This window comes from Mycobacterium sp. NGS57, assembly GCF_059812405.1.
The window spans coordinates 222,411-237,389 of the sequence record NZ_JCALCP010000009.1; the positions used below are offsets into that span (position 1 = coordinate 222,411).

15 protein-coding genes are annotated in these 14,979 nt (G+C 69.2%); 11 read left to right on the forward strand and 4 right to left on the reverse strand.

What is annotated here, in order from left to right; translation table 11 throughout:
• Nucleotides 1-26: 26 nt before the first annotated feature.
• Complete coding sequence (locus AC5Y43_RS18685; protein ID WP_499974849.1) at nt 27-509, reverse strand: DUF3060 domain-containing protein; 483 nt, start codon at nt 507-509, stop codon at nt 27-29.
• A gap of 15 nt (nt 510-524) precedes the next feature.
• Nucleotides 525-893: a DUF3060 domain-containing protein gene (locus AC5Y43_RS18690; RefSeq protein WP_499974851.1), complete on the reverse strand. Its 369-nt coding sequence runs from the start codon at nt 891-893 to the stop codon at nt 525-527.
• Between the two features lie 209 nt (nt 894-1,102).
• Between AC5Y43_RS18690 and AC5Y43_RS18695 the strand changes: the two genes are divergently transcribed.
• The 11 genes from AC5Y43_RS18695 (at nt 1,103) to AC5Y43_RS18745 (ending at nt 13,159) form a co-directional block, all read left to right on the forward strand.
• The gene (locus AC5Y43_RS18695; RefSeq protein WP_499974852.1) at nt 1,103-1,756 is read left to right on the forward strand and encodes a TetR/AcrR family transcriptional regulator; all 654 of its coding nucleotides are present in this window, start codon (nt 1,103-1,105) and stop codon (nt 1,754-1,756) included.
• A gap of 270 nt (nt 1,757-2,026) precedes the next feature.
• Entirely contained in the window at nt 2,027-2,401 is a 375-nt protein-coding gene (rpsL, locus tag AC5Y43_RS18700; RefSeq protein WP_007167812.1) for a 30S ribosomal protein S12, read from the forward strand.
• Nucleotides 2,401-2,871: a 30S ribosomal protein S7 gene (gene rpsG, locus AC5Y43_RS18705; RefSeq protein WP_066907284.1), complete on the forward strand. Its 471-nt coding sequence runs from the start codon at nt 2,401-2,403 to the stop codon at nt 2,869-2,871. The genes rpsL and rpsG overlap by 1 nt, the downstream gene beginning before the upstream one ends.
• Before the next feature lie 83 nt (nt 2,872-2,954).
• A complete protein-coding gene (gene fusA / locus AC5Y43_RS18710) occupies nt 2,955-5,060 on the forward strand; it encodes an elongation factor G (RefSeq protein WP_499974853.1) in 2,106 nt (701 codons plus the stop codon).
• A 98-nt stretch (nt 5,061-5,158) separates the two neighbouring features.
• Nucleotides 5,159-6,349: an elongation factor Tu gene (gene tuf, locus AC5Y43_RS18715; protein ID WP_499974855.1), complete on the forward strand. Its 1,191-nt coding sequence runs from the start codon at nt 5,159-5,161 to the stop codon at nt 6,347-6,349.
• Between the two features lie 181 nt (nt 6,350-6,530).
• Nucleotides 6,531-8,252: a PE family protein gene (locus AC5Y43_RS18720; RefSeq protein WP_499974856.1), complete on the forward strand. Its 1,722-nt coding sequence runs from the start codon at nt 6,531-6,533 to the stop codon at nt 8,250-8,252.
• 128 nt (nt 8,253-8,380) lie between these two features.
• Entirely contained in the window at nt 8,381-9,157 is a 777-nt protein-coding gene (locus AC5Y43_RS18725) for a PE family protein (protein WP_499974857.1), read from the forward strand.
• Nucleotides 9,158-9,246: 89 nt separating this feature from the next.
• Nucleotides 9,247-10,077: an SHOCT domain-containing protein gene (locus AC5Y43_RS18730; RefSeq protein ID WP_499974859.1), complete on the forward strand. Its 831-nt coding sequence runs from the start codon at nt 9,247-9,249 to the stop codon at nt 10,075-10,077.
• A 59-nt stretch (nt 10,078-10,136) separates the two neighbouring features.
• Nucleotides 10,137-10,964, forward strand: coding sequence for a mycofactocin-coupled SDR family oxidoreductase (locus tag AC5Y43_RS18735; RefSeq protein ID WP_499974860.1), 828 nt, complete (start codon nt 10,137-10,139; stop codon nt 10,962-10,964).
• A 25-nt stretch (nt 10,965-10,989) separates the two neighbouring features.
• Nucleotides 10,990-12,174, forward strand: a complete 1,185-nt coding sequence (locus AC5Y43_RS18740; RefSeq protein ID WP_499974863.1) for an NAD(P)/FAD-dependent oxidoreductase — start codon at nt 10,990-10,992, stop codon at nt 12,172-12,174.
• 7 nt (nt 12,175-12,181) lie between these two features.
• Nucleotides 12,182-13,159, forward strand: coding sequence for a D-2-hydroxyacid dehydrogenase family protein (locus AC5Y43_RS18745; protein WP_499974865.1), 978 nt, complete (start codon nt 12,182-12,184; stop codon nt 13,157-13,159).
• Here AC5Y43_RS18745 and AC5Y43_RS18750 read toward each other — a convergent pair.
• Together AC5Y43_RS18750 and AC5Y43_RS18755 are read right to left on the reverse strand one after the other, a co-directional pair.
• Nucleotides 13,156-14,424: a VOC family protein gene (locus tag AC5Y43_RS18750; protein ID WP_499974867.1), complete on the reverse strand. Its 1,269-nt coding sequence runs from the start codon at nt 14,422-14,424 to the stop codon at nt 13,156-13,158. The genes AC5Y43_RS18745 and AC5Y43_RS18750 overlap by 4 nt on opposite strands.
• Entirely contained in the window at nt 14,421-14,954 is a 534-nt protein-coding gene (locus AC5Y43_RS18755; protein WP_499974869.1) for an RNA polymerase sigma factor, read from the reverse strand. Before AC5Y43_RS18755 ends, AC5Y43_RS18750 begins: the two co-directional genes overlap by 4 nt.
• Nucleotides 14,955-14,979: the final 25 nt, after the last annotated feature.

The window sequence follows — 14,979 nt, forward strand, 5'->3', positions numbered from 1 at the left end:
GTCGCGGGCGCGAAAGACGCTGCGGCTCAGCCCTTGTTGATCGTGTTGCTAGAGCCGAGATTGTCGACCTTGGGCGCACCGTCTTTGTAGGTGATGGTGTTGTTGAGCCCCAGCACGGTGATGCGGGTGTCGACCTTGTCGATGGTGATCTTGTTGTTGGTGCCGCCGATGCTCACCGAGGAGCAGGTGCCGGTGACGGTCAGCGTGTTGTCCGAACCGGCGACGTTAAGCGACTTGCCGTCGGCGCAGTCGAGCGTGGTCGTGGTGCCCATCGACCCGTAGTTCAGCGAGTTCCCGATCTCCACCGACGCGGTGGTGCTCGCCCCGCTGGAGCTGGTCGGCGACGCCGCGCCGCTCGTGGTCGTGGCCGTGCTTTTCGTCGTCGTCGTGGTGGAACCGCCGGGCGGGTTGGCCGTCGAACTGCAGCCCGCCAGCACTAGCGCCGCGGCGCCCGGCACGAGGGCGAGCGCGGCCAGCCTGGACGAGCGGTCGGTGGTGTGGTCACCCATTGATCCTCGATTCCCTCAGCCCGGCACCTGCTGGAGCCGGTTGGTCATGCCCAGCTCGCGCCCGCGATCCCAGAGGACCGGCGCGCCGCCGTGGTAGAACACGGCCTGGTCGTAGCCGTACACGGTGATGTCGTGGGTGACCGAGTCCGCCACGACGGTGTTGCTGGACCCCATGACCGTCACCGCCCAGCAATTGCCCTTGGCGTTGACGACATTGCGCGTCCCGTTGACGAACAGCGTGGCGTCGTTGCAGTCGATGGTCTGCTCGACGCCCTCCCCGCTGATGTGGGTGTCGCCGTTCTTGGCCTGTGCAACCGGCGATGGGGCGGCGGCGGCGACGATCGCGCAGGTCACCAGCGGCCCCGCGATGGCGGTCCAGTTCACTGCGGGGGCCCCCTTTGCACGGGTCGAGAGACGGGTCGATCACTTCGAACGAGCCTGGAATGAGATTACGTGCATTTGCCCGCCGGATGGCAGGGCTATTTTGCATTTCGCCGCGCGCCCCACACCTCGTCATGGCTCGGCGGTTTGAGGACGACCGTCAACTAGAGTCATTAGTTAACCGACCCGGTATCAATCGAAGGGCGATCGCCATGGCAGCTCTGGAATCGCCGTCGGCGGCTGGGCGCCCGCGCGCCGGGAGGTCGGCATCGCGCCCGGCCAAGCTCAGCCGCGACGGCATCGTCGACGGAGCCCTGACATTTCTCGACCGGGAGGGCTGGGACTCGCTGACGATCAACGCGCTGGCCACGCAGCTGGGCACCAAGGGGCCGTCGCTGTACAACCACGTCGACAGCCTGGAGGACCTGCGCCGCGCGGTGCGTATCCGCGTCATCGACGACATCATCACGATGCTCAACAGGGTCGGCGAGGGTCGCGCCCGTGACGACGCGGTGCTCGTCATGGCCGGCGCCTACCGCAGCTACGCCCACCACCACCCCGGCCGGTACTCGGCGTTCACCCGGATGCCGCTGGGCGGTGACGATCCCGAGTACGCCGCCGCCACCCGGGGCGCGGCCGCGCCGGTCATCGCCGTGCTGTCCTCCTACGGCCTCGACGGCGAGGAGGCCTTTCACGCCGCCCTGGAATTCTGGTCCGCGCTGCACGGCTTCGTGCTGCTGGAGATGACCGGCGTGATGGACGACATCGACACCGACGCGCTCTTCTCCGACATGGTGTTGCGCCTGGCGCGCGGTTTGGAGGGGCTGGAACGGCGCACCGCCCACGAGGGAGCCGCCTCGCGATAGCCTCCGACGGGGGCGTCCTATCGCCGCTTTGACCTGCCAGACCGGCGCCGGGTATTGTGGTAGCTCGTGCCTGGCGGCTTACGGCGCCTGACGTAAGTGAGCGGATGCCGGGCTAATTCGCATGTCCCCGACGCACCGGATAGTTTCCGGGCCGAGCGCTTGCGACACGCCCGGCTGCGGGGTACGAAGCTCGTCCTGCGGTGGAGCAAAACTGCAGTACAGAGACTTGAACAGCTTGAGCCAGAACACGAACCAACAGAAAGCCGGTAGATGCCAACCATCCAGCAGCTGGTCCGCAAGGGCCGTCGGGACAAGATCGCGAAGGTCAAGACCGCGGCTCTGAAGGGCAGCCCGCAGCGCCGTGGCGTGTGCACCCGCGTGTACACCACCACCCCGAAGAAGCCGAACTCGGCGCTTCGCAAGGTCGCGCGCGTGAAGCTGACGAGCCAGGTCGAGGTCACCGCCTACATCCCCGGCGAGGGCCACAACCTGCAGGAGCACTCGATGGTGCTGGTGCGCGGTGGCCGGGTGAAGGACCTGCCGGGTGTCCGGTACAAGATCATCCGCGGTTCGCTCGACACCCAGGGTGTCAAGAACCGCAAGCAGGCTCGCAGCCGTTACGGCGCCAAGAAGGAGAAGAGCTGATGCCGCGCAAGGGGCCCGCACCCAAGCGTCCGCTGGTCAACGACCCCGTTTACGGGTCGCAGCTGGTCACCCAGTTGGTGAACAAAGTTCTGCTCAAAGGGAAGAAATCGCTCGCCGAGCGCATTGTTTATGGGGCGCTCGAGAACGCCCGGGAAAAGACCGGTACCGACCCGGTGATCACGCTCAAGCGAGCACTCGACAACGTCAAGCCCGCGCTGGAGGTGCGCAGCCGCCGCGTCGGTGGTGCCACCTATCAGGTGCCCGTGGAGGTGCGGCCGGACCGGTCCACCACGCTGGCGCTGCGCTGGCTGGTCAGCTTCTCGCGGCAGCGCCGGGAGAAGACCATGATCGAGCGGCTGGCAAACGAGATCCTGGATGCCAGCAACGGCCTCGGGGCCTCCGTCAAGCGACGCGAGGACACCCACAAGATGGCCGAGGCAAACCGCGCCTTTGCACATTACCGCTGGTAGCGGCGCCCCCAGCGCCAACTGGCAGAGTGGCCGGGCGCGAACAAGACAGCGACACAAGCAACCGAAAGAGTGGGAAGACTTCTGTGGCACAGAAGGACGTGCTGACCGACCTCACGAAGGTCCGCAACATCGGCATCATGGCGCACATCGACGCCGGCAAGACGACGACGACCGAGCGCATCCTCTACTACACCGGTATCAGCTACAAGATCGGTGAGGTCCACGACGGCGCCGCCACCATGGACTGGATGGAGCAGGAGCAGGAGCGGGGGATCACCATCACCTCCGCGGCAACCACGTGCTTCTGGAAAGACAACCAGATCAACATCATCGACACCCCGGGTCACGTTGACTTCACCGTGGAGGTCGAGCGCTCGCTTCGTGTTCTCGATGGCGCCGTCGCCGTCTTCGACGGCAAGGAGGGTGTCGAGCCGCAGTCCGAGCAGGTCTGGCGGCAGGCCGACAAGTACGACGTCCCGCGCATCTGCTTCGTCAACAAGATGGACAAGATCGGGGCCGACTTCTACTTCTCCGTGCGGACCATGGAGGAGCGGCTGGGCGCGAACGTCATCCCGATCCAGCTGCCCGTCGGCTCCGAGGGCGACTTCGAGGGCATCGTCGACCTGGTCGAGATGAACGCCAAGGTGTGGCGCGGCGAGACCAAGCTGGGCGAAACCTACGACACCATCGAGATCCCGGCCGAGCTCGCAGACCAGGCCGACGAGTACCGCACCAAGCTGCTCGAAGCGGTCGCCGAGACCGACGAGGCGCTGCTGGAGAAGTACCTCGGCGGCGAGGAACTGTCGGTCGAGGAGATCAAGGGTGCGCTGCGCAAGCTCACCATCAACTCCGAGGCGTACCTGGTGCTGTGCGGCAGCGCGTTCAAGAACAAGGGCGTGCAGCCCATGCTCGACGCCGTGATCGACTACCTGCCGTCCCCGCTGGACGTGCCGCCTGCCGTGGGCCACGCCCCCGGCAAGGAGGACGAGGAGGTTTCCCGCAAGCCCTCGACCGACGAGCCGTTCTCCGCGCTGGCGTTCAAGGTCGCCACGCACCCGTTCTTCGGCAAGCTCACCTATGTGCGTGTGTACTCGGGCAAGGTCGATTCCGGGTCACAGGTCATCAACGCCACCAAGGGCAAAAAGGAGCGGCTGGGCAAGCTGTTCCAGATGCACTCCAACAAGGAGAACCCGGTGGAGACCGCGTCGGCGGGTCACATCTACGCCGTGATCGGCCTCAAGGACACCACCACCGGTGACACCCTGAGCGACCCCAACCACCAGATCGTGCTCGAGTCGATGACGTTCCCCGACCCGGTGATCGAGGTGGCCATCGAGCCGAAGACCAAGAGCGACCAGGAAAAGCTGAGCCTGTCGATCCAGAAGCTGGCCGAGGAGGACCCGACGTTCAAGGTCCACCTGGACCAGGAGACCGGCCAGACCGTGATCGGCGGCATGGGCGAGCTGCACCTGGACATCCTGGTGGACCGCATGCGCCGCGAGTTCAAGGTCGAGGCCAACGTCGGCAAGCCGCAGGTGGCGTACAAGGAGACCATCCGCCGGGTGGTGGACAGCGTCGAGTACACCCACAAGAAGCAGACGGGCGGCTCGGGCCAGTTCGCCAAGGTGCTCATCAAGCTCGAGCCGTTCGTCAGTGAGGACGGCGCCACCTACGAGTTCGAGAGCAAGGTCACCGGCGGCCGCGTTCCCCGTGAGTACATCCCGTCGGTGGACGCCGGCGCCCAGGACGCCATGCAGTACGGCGTGCTGGCCGGCTACCCGCTGGTCAACCTGAAGGTCACGCTGCTCGACGGCGCGTACCACGAGGTGGACTCGTCGGAGATGGCGTTCAAGATCGCCGGCTCGCAGGTGCTGAAAAAGGCTGCGGCGCAAGCACAGCCGGTGATCCTGGAACCGATCATGGCCGTCGAGGTCACCACGCCCGAGGACTACATGGGCGATGTGATCGGCGACCTGAACTCCCGCCGTGGCCAAATCCAGGCCATGGAAGAACGGGCGGGTGCGCGCGTCGTCAAGGCGCACGTGCCGCTGTCGGAGATGTTCGGCTACGTTGGCGACCTGCGGTCCAAGACACAAGGCCGGGCGAACTACTCCATGGTGTTCGACTCGTACTCCGAAGTGCCGGCGAACGTGTCGAAGGAGATCATCGCGAAGGCGACGGGCCAGTAGGTTCATCTGCACGAGTAAGCTGGCCCGGTTAACACCGCGGCACAACTGGAAAAAACAACACTGCTTAACAAAGCACCAACAAGTCGGAGGACACAACAGTGGCGAAGGCGAAGTTCCAGCGGACCAAGCCCCACGTCAACATCGGGACCATCGGTCACGTTGACCACGGCAAGACCACACTGACCGCGGCTATCACCAAGGTCCTGCATGACAAGTTTCCGGACCTGAACGAGTCGAAGGCGTTCGACCAGATCGACAACGCTCCCGAGGAGCGTCAGCGCGGTATCACGATCAACATCGCGCACGTCGAGTACCAGACCGACAAGCGGCACTACGCCCACGTCGACGCGCCCGGCCACGCGGACTACATCAAAAACATGATCACCGGCGCGGCCCAGATGGACGGTGCGATCCTGGTGGTCGCGGCCACCGACGGTCCGATGCCGCAGACGCGTGAGCACGTGCTGCTGGCCCGCCAGGTCGGCGTGCCCTACATCCTGGTCGCGCTCAACAAGGCCGATGCCGTGGATGACGAGGAGCTGCTCGAGCTCGTCGAGATGGAGGTCCGCGAACTGCTGGCCGCCCAGGAGTTCGACGAGGAGGCCCCGGTGATCCGGGTCTCGGCGCTCAAGGCGCTCGAGGGCGACGCGAAGTGGGTCGAGTCCGTCGAGGAGCTGATGGCGGCGGTCGACGAGTCGATCCCGGACCCGGTCCGCGAGACCGACAAGCCGTTCCTGATGCCCGTCGAGGACGTGTTCACGATTACCGGCCGCGGCACCGTGGTCACCGGTCGTGTGGAGCGCGGCGTCATCAACGTCAACGAGGAAGTCGAGATCGTCGGCATCCGGCCGGAGACCACCAAGACCACGGTCACCGGTGTGGAGATGTTCCGCAAGCTGCTGGACCAGGGCCAGGCGGGTGACAACGTCGGGCTGTTGCTGCGTGGAATCAAGCGCGAGGACGTCGAGCGCGGGCAGGTAGTGACCAAGCCCGGCACCACCACGCCGCACACCGAGTTCGAGGGCCAGGTCTACATCCTGTCCAAGGACGAGGGTGGCCGGCACACGCCGTTCTTCAACAACTACCGTCCGCAGTTCTACTTCCGTACCACCGACGTGACCGGTGTGGTGACGCTGCCGGAGGGCACCGAGATGGTGATGCCCGGCGACAACACCAACATCACGGTGAAGCTGATCCAGCCCGTCGCCATGGACGACGGCCTGCGGTTCGCGATCCGCGAGGGTGGCCGCACCGTCGGCGCCGGCCGGGTCGTCAAGATCATCAAGTAGTCGCTACGACGCACAACCCGGGTGGCCGATTCGGCGACCCGGGTTTGTGCGTTTTCAGCTGGTTTGACGCGCCCTGAAACCGCCCGGCTGCGTCGTAGTCATGGATACGATCTGCCCAGTATTGGGTCGAATTTCGGGGTGCCGCGCATAGGTCGGCTGCCAGACTGTGCCGGAGGGCGCGATGTCATTCGTATTCGCTACACCTGAGTATGTCCAAGCCGCGGCGGCAGACCTGGCGAACCTCGGCTCGACGATCAGCTCCGCCAATTCGGCGGTCTTCGCGCCGACCTCCGCGGTGCTGGCCGCCGGCGCCGACGAGGTCTCGGCGAGCGTGGCGGCGCTGTTCGGGGCGCACGCGCAGGCCTATCAGGCGCTCAGCGCCCAGGCGGCGTTGTTCCATCAGCAGTTCGTGCAGCTCATGGGTGGCGGTGCTACGCAGTACGCCCTCGCCGAGGCGGCCAACGCCTCGCCGCTGCAGACCCTCGAGCAGGAGGCGCTGGGCGCGATCAACGCGCCGTTTCAGACGTTCACCGGGCGACCCCTGATCGGCGACGGCGCCAACGGCGGCCCGGGACAGGCCGGCGGGGCCGGCGGCTGGCTGGTCGGCAACGGCGGCGCCGGCGGCGCCAGCACGACGGCCGGGGTGGCCGGCGGCAACGGCGGCTCGGCCGGGCTGGTCGGCAACGGCGGGGCCGGCGGCGCCGGCTTCAGCCCCGGCACCGCATCCGGCGCCGTCGCCGGCACGAACGGCGGCGCGGGCGGCCAGGGCGGCTGGCTGTACGGCAGCGGGGGCGCCGGCGCCCCCGGCGGCGCCGGTGCCAACGGCCTGCTCTCGAATGACAGCGGCGGCAATGGCGGCAACGGCGGTGCCGGCGGGGGCGCGGGTCTGTTCGGCGGCACCGCCGGTGCCGGCGCGAACGGCGGCGCGGGCGGCAACGCCTTCCAGGGGGCCACGGCCGCGAACGGCGGCAACGGCGGGGCCGGCGGCGCCGGCGGTGCGGCCGCACTGCTCGGCACGGGTGGGCTCGGCGGGTCCGGCGCGGACGGCGGTTTCGGTAACACCGGCACCCCCGGGGGGCAAAGCCCCAATGGCACTGGCGGCGTCGGGGGCGCCGGTGCGGCCGGCGGCCGCGGCGGGTGGTTCTACGGCGCGGGCGGGGATGGCGGAAACGGCGGCGCGACCAACGCGTTCGGCGTCGCCAACGGCGGCGCCGCCGGCAACGGCGGCAACGCCGGGCTGCTCGGCGTCGGCGGGGCCGGCGGGATCGGCGGCGCGCTCCCCGGCGGCGGGTCGGGCTTCACGGCCGGTGTGTCCGGCACCGGCGGCGGCGGCGGGTTCCTGAACGGCGCCGGCGGGGCGGGCGGAGCCGCCACTGCCTCGAGCAACGGGGTTGGTGGCACCGGCGGCAGCGCCGGCCTGTACGGCGCCGGCGGCGCCGGCGGCGCGGCGACCGGCAACTTCAGTCACGGCGGCCAGGGCGGCGCCGGCGGGCAATTCGGCGGCGCCGGCGGCGCCGGTGGGGCCGCGACCGGAATCACTGCCACCGGTGGGAACGGCGGTGCCGCCGGGTGGTTCGGCACCGGCGGCGCCGGCGGTGCCGCGTCCACCTCGCCCGGCGGGACCGGCGGCAATGGCGGGGCCGGCGGCACGTTCAACGGCGATGGCGGCGCCGGAGGGGCGGCCGGAGTCAACGGACACGGCGGTAAAGGCGGCAACGCCGGATTAATCGGCAATGGCGGCGCAGGCGGGTCCGCGACGACGGGCCCCCAAAGCACCGGCGGCAACGGCGGTAACGCCCAGTGGTACGGCAATGGCGGCCCGGGCGGCAACGGCAATACCCCCGGCAAGGGCGGCGCCGCCGGACTGTATGGCGGCACGGCTGGAGCCAGCGGCACCACCTGAGACGCATCACGAATCGGCACATCTGTTGGCGCGGCGCGCCCGCCACGATACGATCGGTCTCCGCTTGTTGAATCCGTGTCTAATGAACCGGGTGAAGCGTGGTGCCGTGATCGTGTCGGGAGGTGTGGATGTCGTTCGTGTTCGCGACGCCGGATTATCTGGCGGCGGCGGCGTCCGACTTGGCCCAACTCGGCTCGGCGCTCGGCTCCGCCAACGCCGCGGCGCTGGGGCCGACGTCGGGTGTGCTCGCGGCCGGCGCCGACGAGGTATCGGCCACGGTCGCGGCGCTGTTCGGGGCGCACGCGCAGGCCTACCAGGCGCTCAGCGCCCAGGCGGAGTTATTCCACCAGCAGTTCGTGCAGCTCATGAGCGGTGGCTCCGCCCAGTACGCCCTCACCGAGGCCGCTAACGCCACGCCGCTACTGCAAACCGCCGGGCAAGGGGTGGCCAGCGGGGTCACGATGCCGCTGCAGGCCCTGGCGGCCGCGCCAGCAGCGGGCGGCGCCGGCGCAACGGGGGTGCTGGCGGGCAACACCGGCGCCGCGCCGGGCTCGCTGGGTCCCGGCGGCGCCGGCGCGTCCGGCCAACTGGTCAACAGCGTCGGCGCGGGTCCGGCGGCCGCGGCCACCGGCGGCGGGGCCGGGGCGGCGTTCGGTCCCGGCGGGGCCGGATACGCCGGCAGCCTGGTCGCGTCCGGCGGGACCGGCGGGGCCGCGGCAACCGCGGAAGAGCTCAGCATCGGCGGACTCGGCGGCGCACCGGTGGCCGCCGAACCCGAACCCGTGATGACGCCGCTTTCTGCGGTGCCGGCGGCGGCTCCCGCCGCCTCCACGGCGGCGATACGGCCCGCGACGCCGGCCTACTCTACGGCGGCGGCCGCGACGGGCCAGCCTGCCGAGGAGTGACAGTTAGCTGCACGATTTTGGGATCGGTAGCTACGGTCCCGGCGCTAATCTGACATCACCAGTCGGGGGCCATAGTGAGGAGCACCCACGTGATTGCGCGCTACCTGAAGGCACAATTGGTCGTTTTGCTGTGCGGCGGCCTCGTCGGTCCGATCTTTCTGATCGTCTACTTCACCCTTGGGCTCGGGGACCTGCTGGGATGGATGCTCTACGTCGGCCTGTTGATCACCGTTGCGGACGTGGTGATAGCGCTCGCGCTGGCCAACTACGGGGCCAAGTCGTCGGCCAAGAACGTCGAGCTCGAGCGCAGCGGCGTGCTGGCCCTGGCCCAGGTCACGGGGATCAGCGAGACCGGGACGTGGGTCAACAACCAACAGGTCGTCAAGCTGCACCTGCACATCGCCGGGCCGGGGTTCTTGCCGTTCGACAGCGAAGACCGGGTGATCGCCAGCGTCACCCGGCAGGGCAACTTCAACGCCCGCAAGGTCGTGGTCCTGGTCAACCCGACCACCCAGGAATACCGAATCGACTGGGAGCGAAGCGCGTTGGTCAACGGGCTGATGCCGGCGCAGTTCACCGTGGCCGAGGACAACAAGACCTACGACCTGAGCGGGCAGGCCGGCCCGCTGATGGAGATTCTGCAGATCCTCAAGGCCAATGGCGTTCCGCTCGATCGGATGGTCGACATCCGGTCCAATCCGGGGCTGCGCCAGCAGATCCAGGCCGTGGTGCGGCGCGCGGCCGAGCAGCAGGCGCCGGCGGCCCAGCCCGCGGCCGCTGGAGGCTCGGCGCCGGTGGTCACGCCACCGCAACCGTCGATCGCGCAGCGGCTCCAGGAGCTGGAGACCCTGCGTTCCAGCGGCGCGCTCAGCGAGCAGGAGTACAACAGCCGGCGGGCCCAGATCATCTCCGAAATCTGAGCCCGGTAAGTCTCCGGGCGCGTTAGAACACGTTTCAGTTCCGCTGCTAGCCTGTCTTCGTGACCGCACAGGTTGGATCGCTGCAGGGACGGGTGGCATTCGTCACCGGGGCCGCCCGCGCGCAGGGGCGCTCGCACGCGGTGCGCCTCGCGCGCGAGGGCGCCGACATCATCGCGCTCGACATCTGCGCCCCGGTGTCCGACACGGTGACCTACACCCCGGCCACGCCCGAGGATCTCGCCGAGACGGTCCGCCTGGTCGAGGCCGAGGGCCGCAAGGTGCTGGCCCGTGCGGCGGACATCCGGGACGACGCCGCCCTGGGGCAACTGGTGGCAGACGGCGTCGAACAATTCGGCCGGCTCGACGTCCTGGTGGCCAACGCCGGGGTACTGGGCTGGGGCCGGGTGTGGGAGCTCACCGACGAGCAGTGGGACGCCGTCATCGGGACCAACCTGACGGGCACATGGCGCACCCTGCGCGCCGCGATTCCGGCGATGATCGAGGCGGGCAACGGCGGTTCCATCATCGTCGTCAGCTCCTCGGCCGGCCTGAAGGCGACACCGGGCAACGGCCACTATTCGGCCAGCAAGCACGGGCTGACCGCGCTGACCAGCACGCTGGCCATCGAGCTCGGCGAATACGGCATCCGCGTGAACTCCATCCACCCGTATTCGGTCGAAACCCCCATGATCGAACCCGAAGCGATGATGGAGATCTTTGCCAAGCATCCCCGATTCGTGCACAGCTTCCCGCCAATGCCGATGCAGTACAAGGGGTTCATGTCGGCCGAAGAGGTTTCCGACGTCGTCGTCTGGTTGGCCGGCGACGGCTCGGGCACGCTGTCGGGGACCCAGGTCCCCGTCGACAAGGGCGCATTGAAGTACTGACCGGCCATCGTGGTATGAACACCACGTGACGGGTAGCGCAGGCGTCAAGCACATCGTGATCGTGGGCGGCGGGCTGGGCGCCGCCCGGACCGCCGAGCAACTGCGCCGCTCGGAATACGCCGGCCGCATCACGATCGTCGGTGACGAGGCGCACCTGCCCTACGACCGCCCGCCGCTGTCGAAGGAGGTGCTGCGCAAAGAGGTCGACGACGTGGCCCTCAAACCGCGCGAGTGGTACGACGAGAAGGACATCACCCTGCGGCTGGGCTCGGCCGCAACCGCTCTCGACACGGCCAGGCAGACGGTGACCCTCGACGACGGAACCGCGCTCGGCTACGACGAACTCGTCATCGCAACCGGGCTGGTGCCGCGGCGCATCCCGGCGTTGCCGGACCTCGACGGCATCCGGGTCCTGCGCTCGTTCGACGAGTGCTTGGCGCTGCGCGAGCGGGCGGCGGCCGCGCAGCGCGCCGTCGTCATCGGCGCCGGTTTCATCGGCTGCGAGGTGGCCGCCAGCCTGCGCAGCCTCGGGGTGGACGTGGTGCTGGTCGAGCCGCAGCCGACGCCGCTGGCCGCGGTGCTCGGCGAGCGGATCGGCGGGCTGGTGGCGCGGCTGCACCGCGACGAGGGCGTCGACGTCCGGCTCGGCATCGGCGTGGCCGAGGTGCGCGGCCAGGGCCACGTCGACACCGTGGTGCTGTCCGACGGCACGGAGTTGCCCGCCGACCTGGTGGTGATCGGCATCGGGTCGCGCCCGGCGACCGAATGGCTCGAGGGCAGCGGCGTCGACGTCGATAACGGTGTCGTGTGCGACGAGGCCGGTCGCACCAGCGCACCCAACGTGTGGGCACTGGGCGACGTCGCCTCCTGGCGCGACGCGACGGGACACCAAGCGCGCGTGGAACATTGGAGCAATGTCGCCGACCAGGCCCGCGTGGTGGTGCCCGCGATGCTCGGCCGGGACGTGCCGTCGGCCGCGGTCGTGCCGTATTTCTGGAGCGACCAGTACGACGTCAAGATCCAGTGCCTCGGCGAGCCCGAAGCCACCGACACCGTCCACCTCGTCGAGGACGACGGCCGTAAGTTTTTGGCCTACTACGAGCGCGACGGGGTGCTGGTCGGCGTGGTCGGCGGCGGGATGCCCGGCAAGGTGATGAAGATCCGCGCCAAGATCGCCGCCGCCGTGCCCATCGCCGAGGTGCTGGGCTGACGTCCGTATGCCCAAGGTGGCGGTACTCGACGACTACGCCGGCCTGGCTCTCGACCTCGCCGACTGGTCGCCGGTGCAAACCCGCTCGGAGATAACGGTTTTCGAGCGCCACCTGTCGGAGGCGGAGGCCGTGGAGGTGCTGCGGCCGTTCGACGTGCTCTGCACCATGCGCGAGCGTATGGCGCTTCCGCGCACGCTCATCGAGCGGCTGCCGAACCTCAAGCTGATCACCATCGTCGGTAGCAGCCTGCCCAACCTGGACCTGGCCGCGGCCACCGAACGCGGCATACTGGTCGCCCACTCGGACTTCACCCATCCACGGTTTCGGGCCGTACGCGACGCGACGCCGGAACTGGCGTGGGGGTTGCTGATCGCGACGGTGCGCAACCTGGCCGACGAGCATCGGCGGATGCGCGAGGGCGGATGGCAGGCCACCGCCGGTATGACGTTGTCCGGCAAGACCCTTGGGCTGCTTGGCCTGGGCCGGACCGGTAAACGCATGGCCGAATACGCGAAGGCGTTCGGCATGCACGTCCTCGCGTGGAGCCAGAACCTCACCGAGGAGACCGCCACCGCGGTCGGCGCCCGCCGCGTCGACAAGGCGACACTGTTCGCCGAATCCGACGTGGTTTCCGTGCATTTGGTGCTCTCCGAGCGCACCCGGGGCCTGGCCGGCGAACCGGAGTTGGCGCTGATGAAGCCCGGCGCCTACCTGATCAACACCTCCCGCGGACCGATCGTCGACGAGGCCGCGTTGATCGACGCGCTCACCTCCGGGCGCATCGCCGGGGCCGGGCTGGACGTCTACGACACCGAACCGCCGCCGCCCGACCACCCGTTGCGGTCCCTGCCCAACGTGACGCTGTCGCCGCACCTGGGGTACGTCACCCGCGAAATGCTCGGCGCCTTCTATGAAGACACCATCGAGGCCGTGGCGGCCTGGCTGGACGGGACGCCCATCCGGATCGCCAACCCGGGAGCCTAAAACTCGCCGAGGTAGAAACGGCCGCCCTGATCGTCGGCGCATTCGGCGCTCAGGCCGTAGGGCTGGCGGGCCGGCTCGGCCAGCACGGTGCCGCCGGCCTCGCGGACCCGCGCCACGGCCGCATCGATGTCCGACACGGTCCACATCGGCACGGTGGTGGGGTGCGCGCTGCCGCCGGCGGCGCCCGCCATCGGGTGCGTGCCCTGCACCTGCCACCCGTCGACCACCCGGCCCGGCTCGAAGGCCCAGCCCAGCACCCGGCCGTAGAAATCGCGGAATGCCGCGGAATCGGCCACCTCGTAGGTGACGTACGACAGCTCCCCGGGCCCGGATCCGTTGAGCTCCGGGCGCTTTCGTCCGGGCGGCGACTCGTACACCGCGAACGGAGAGCCCTGTGGATCGGTGGCCTCGAGCAGTACGCCGTACTCGGTGTCGCGGGTCTCGTCCGGGACGCCGCCGGCCTCCGCGATCGCCGCGCGGGCGGCCCGCACGTCGTCCACGGCGTAGCAGCAGAACAGGGTGGGCGGTCCGGGGCTGGCAGCGATGCCGGTCGGCAGATCGGTGTTGGTGACCCGATGCGCAGCCGGGTCGTATGCCCAGCCCAGCACGTGGCCGTAGAAGGCGGCCGCGCGCGCGGCGTCGGGGGCACGCACGGATACGTATCCGATGTCGCCGTGCCGGATTCGGTCGACAGACGCCGCGACGGGCCCCGACAGCATCCACCGGTGGCCGAACGGATCGACGATCGTCGCAGTGCGGCTGCCGTAATTCTCGTAGGGCTCGCGCTCGACGGTGGCGCCGTGTCCGGCTGTCCTGCGCAAGGCGGTATCGGTGTCGGCGACGGGCAGCATGAGGCTCACCGAAACCCCGCCGGGCGCAGGGGCTTTCAGCCCGATCTCGGGATGTTCATCGGCGAGGTACAGCACGCCGTCGCCGATCGCGAGCTCGGCGTGCCCGATTCTCCCATCGGCCATCACGATCGGCTCGCCGACAACGATGGCGCCGAGCGCGTCCGCGTACCAGGCGATCGCCGCGCGCGCATCGGCGACGTTCAGGTAGGGCAGCGCCGCGGGACGTGGCGCCTCGTGGACGGTGATTGGGTCGGTGAGTTCGACGATCGCCTCGGCGGTGCCGCTCATGACAACTCCTTCCGGTAGGGACAGCGCGGATTGCAGTCGCCGGCGCAGGCGCTCGGCGAAGGCCGGATCGGGTTGCACCGGAACGTCTTCGGCGCGCAGCACGCCGAGCGGGTCTTGCGGGCTCATGACGCGCCTCCTTCCGGATACTGTCGTTTGAAGGCCCGGCGGGCGCGGACCAAGAGCGCCTCGGTGGCGTGCACGGTGCGGCCGATCAGCTCGGCGCATTCGCCGACGGAGCAATCGTCCATGTACCGCAGCACCAGGACCGTGCGGTGCGGCTCGGCCAGCCGGGCCAGCACAGCCTCGGCGACTATGCGGTCCAGCTCGGCGTCCCAGTCGTCGGTGACCGTCCTCGCTTCGAAGGCCGGCTCCGGCGGCTCGGCGACGGGCACCGCCAGCCGCTGCGGGCCGCGCCGATAGTGGTCGGCCAGCTTGTGCCGGGCCACGCCCAGCAGCCACGGGATCGATACCGGCGGCGGCTCGCGCCTGCGCGCGGCGTCCATGGCCGCCAGAAACGTCTCCGACGTCAGGTCCTCCGCCGTGGCGCGATCGCCGCAGCGCCGGACGAAATACCCGTACACCACGGGCAATGCCTCGTCGTAGAGCGCGAGCAGCGCGCGTCGAGCGTCGGGCTGGTCGTCCGTTTCGGCGCTCACACCCCTATCGTCGCGGCGGCGGCGC